We start from the raw sequence: 2,806 nt of genomic DNA on the forward strand, positions 1-2,806 counted from the left end.
TGACACTCAACGACATCGGCCGCGTCCGCCTCCGCACCACCATCCCCCTCCTCGCCGACGAATACCGCCGCAACCGCACCACCGGCGGCTTCATCCTCATCGACGAAACCACCAACCGCACCATCGCCGCCGGCATGATCACCTAACCCCCGAGGCCGAGGACACGACCGCCGCACTCCCCACACCCCAGGGAGTGCGGCGATCGCGTCAGCGGCGCCCCCTCCCCGCCGGACCCTTGCCTTTCCGGTCCGCTGGGGCAGATGCGGAGGGGCCAGAACCGGCCGAGTAAGCCGACCCCGCCAGCCCGGCTCCCGACCGCACCTGTGCGAGCGAAGCCACCGAAGCAGCCCTGGCAGCCTGCGGAACGTAGATGAGGCGGGTATCGGTTTTCCTCTCCGGAGGAAGTTTCAGACTTCCGGGGGCCAGCCCCTGGGCCACCGCATACCGCTCGACATGGTCCTGATCGACGCCAATTGCATATACTTTGCTGTTCTCTGTCTCGCGCATGAAACTGGCGACAGCGCCACGGGTGTGAATACTCAGGTCAACGCCATCTTCGGTGGCCGCCCGCTCACCTGCTTCCCGTGCGGCCGCCTGTTCGGCCGCGCGTTCGGCCGCCCGTTTGGCCGCCCCACGTCCGTGCGCTTCTCTTCCAGCATCGGAATATCTTCCGGGTCGCAGGGGTAAGAGTTTAGAGGAAAGTCCTCTGGGATCACCATTTCTCGAAAGTCGGCACTTGTCTAGAAGGTGTGGCTTCTCCGCGCGCAAATATATCGTGAGCTGATCGTTTTTCAGCTCGTTCGCACTACGTACGTCAATGCCGTTTTTGCGGAGGTATTTGAGCACGTCGCCGCGGGTGATTCCTGCGATCTCCTGCTCTATCTGGCTTTGGGTGCGCAGTTGTGCCGCTGTGGAGATCGTGGGTGCGGGCGGGGAGGTGAAGTGTGCGGGCTGATCCGGTGTGGGGGGTGGGGGGCTTTCGGGGAGGCCGAAGTCGGGTAGCCACGAGCCCGAGGGTGTCGCGTAGGACAACCCGTCCGGGTGCCACTCTTCGCCACCAGCCGGGTAGCCATAGTCGGCCTGGTCCGGGAAGGTCGCAGGGTGTACGAGTGTCGCCGAGGCGGCGTCGGTGACGCTCCACTGCGTCTCGTCGGGTGCCGAGGCGTGCTCGTACGGCATGGGGCTGCCGGGGGACATCGGCTCGGCGAAGTGGAAGCTGGGGAACCCCGGAGGAGAGGGTGTCGCCAGGGAGTACAGCGTCGGATCCTGGTACAGGGGGTCGAGCGACCAGTGTTCGGAGTCGTCGTGCTGGCCCGAGTAGGTCACGGGTGGGGCACCTCTTTCCGAGGCTCACGGGCGGGGCAGGGGTCCGCCCGGCTCTACGACGGCACACTGTCGCCGGTTCGATCTCGGGGCCGAGAAGCCTGTGGTGTGGACCGGGGCGCTGGTGTGGCGGGGGCGGGGGGGTGAGCGCAGCGCAGCCCCCGGCCGGGCGGCCGAGGGCTGCGGACAAGCCGGGATCAGTGGGAGGTTGCCGCCAGGTCGAGGAAGGCCCGCCAGGCGGTCGGGGTGAAGGTGAGGGTCCCGCCCTCGCGGTCCTTGGAGTCGCGGACTCCGACGACACCGGGGAGGTTGTCGGCCACCTCGACGCAGTTTCCGCCGTTGCCGCCGCTGTAGCTGCTCTTGCGCCACCGCGCGCCGGTCAGGTCCATGATGCCGCCGCTTCTCTGAGGAGTTCGAGGGACCGCCCCCGGGGCAGCGCCTCACCCCGGATGCGTTCCCAGCGTCGCTCCAGCCTAACAAGCGCCGATGGCTGGTCGAGGATCTGCGCCTCGGCGGCACTGTCCACATGGCCCACTCGCTTGCCCTCGGGCAGGTCGGCGAGGCTGAACGGCCCGTCCAGGCCGGGGTAGCTGGGCGCGTCGGCCGGCACCACGTGCAGCTGCACGCTCGGCAGCTCGGCGCAGGCGAGCAGGTGGGCGAGCTGCCCGGCCATCAACGACCGGTCGTCGCCCACCCGGCGGCGCAGCACCCCCTCGTCCAGGACGACGACCAGCAGCGGGGCCCGGTCGCGGGTCAGGATCGCCTGCCGGTCGAGCCGGGCGGCGACCAGGTCCTCGATCTCGTCGGCCGTCAGCACCCCGCCGGCCAGGGTCGCCCGCGCGTACGCCTCGGTCTGCAACAGGCCGGGCACCCAGGCGAGTTCGAACCCGCGCAGGGTGGTGGCCTCCCGCTCGATGTCGACCCACCGCCGGAACCAGACCGGCTCCCGTCGCCGGACGACGTCCGGCCAGAGCGCGTCGACCTCCTGGCCCAGCAGGTTCGCCACCTTCAGCCGATGCCGGCCCTGCGGGACGTGCCCCGGGTTCGCCCACCGGGCTGCTGTCTTGGGGTGCACCCCCACGTGTTCGGCAAGGCTCTCCGCCGTCTGTCCCGCCAAGGCCATCGCCTCGACGACCGCATGGTTCATGCCTGTCCCTCCCCGGGATGAAACGACCGTCCACGGAACAACTCATGACGCTGTGTGTTTGTCTGCCCACCCTCGGCACGCTGGTGGTCGAGCGGTCGGCCTCCGCTCGTACCAACGATCCGAGAGGGGTACGCGATGCGCTTTCGCTTCTGGAGAAGACGGACGCCGCCACGACCGGCCCGCCACGCCGTCGGGCCGCCGACCGATCCGGCCTGGTCGAACGCCCGGACCGCCGCGTACCCGGTGGTCAGGCCCGGCACCGCCGGCAACCTCACCCCGGCCCAGACCTGGCGCGCGAGCCACAGCCAGGCCGCCCGCGCGGTCCGAGGCTGGCCC

Annotated in this window: 4 protein-coding genes and 1 pseudogene; 2 read left to right on the plus strand and 3 right to left on the minus strand. The window is 69.6% G+C overall.

All coding sequences use genetic code 11. The annotated features are described in order from the left end of the window. A partial coding sequence (locus tag ABT336_RS27085; RefSeq protein WP_502891281.1) for an elongation factor 1-alpha C-terminal domain-related protein occupies positions 1-146 on the plus strand: 146 nt, incomplete at its 5' end. A gap of 61 nt (positions 147-207) precedes the next feature. Here ABT336_RS27085 and ABT336_RS27090 read toward each other — a convergent pair. The 3 genes from ABT336_RS27090 to ABT336_RS27100 form a co-directional block, all read right to left on the minus strand. Next, positions 208-1,326, minus strand: coding sequence for a hypothetical protein (locus ABT336_RS27090; RefSeq protein ID WP_350900391.1), 1,119 nt, complete (start codon positions 1,324-1,326; stop codon positions 208-210). Between the two features lie 194 nt (positions 1,327-1,520). Next, positions 1,521-1,712 (minus strand): DUF397 domain-containing protein, encoded by a 192-nt coding sequence (locus tag ABT336_RS27095; RefSeq protein ID WP_350900393.1) that lies wholly within the window; start codon positions 1,710-1,712, stop codon positions 1,521-1,523. Then, positions 1,703-2,470: a Scr1 family TA system antitoxin-like transcriptional regulator gene (locus ABT336_RS27100; RefSeq protein WP_350900394.1), complete on the minus strand. Its 768-nt coding sequence runs from the start codon at positions 2,468-2,470 to the stop codon at positions 1,703-1,705. The genes ABT336_RS27095 and ABT336_RS27100 overlap by 10 nt, the downstream gene beginning before the upstream one ends. A gap of 135 nt (positions 2,471-2,605) precedes the next feature. Between ABT336_RS27100 and ABT336_RS27105 the strand changes: the two are divergent. Beyond that, positions 2,606-2,806 (plus strand): annotated as a pseudogene (locus tag ABT336_RS27105) (hypothetical protein); the annotation flags it as partial.

It is taken from the genome of Micromonospora sp. NPDC000207 (assembly GCF_040300925.1).
GTDB lineage: Bacteria > Actinomycetota > Actinomycetes > Mycobacteriales > Micromonosporaceae > Micromonospora.

What these genes read in the sequence shown, in the direction of transcription:
- ABT336_RS27095 (WP_350900393.1), bottom strand. Translation starts at nt 1,712, where the DNA reads ATGGACCTGACCGGCGCGCGGTGGCGCAAGAGCAGCTACAGCGGCGGC.
- ABT336_RS27100 (WP_350900394.1), bottom strand. Translation starts at nt 2,470, where the DNA reads ATGAACCATGCGGTCGTCGAGGCGATGGCCTTGGCGGGACAGACGGCG.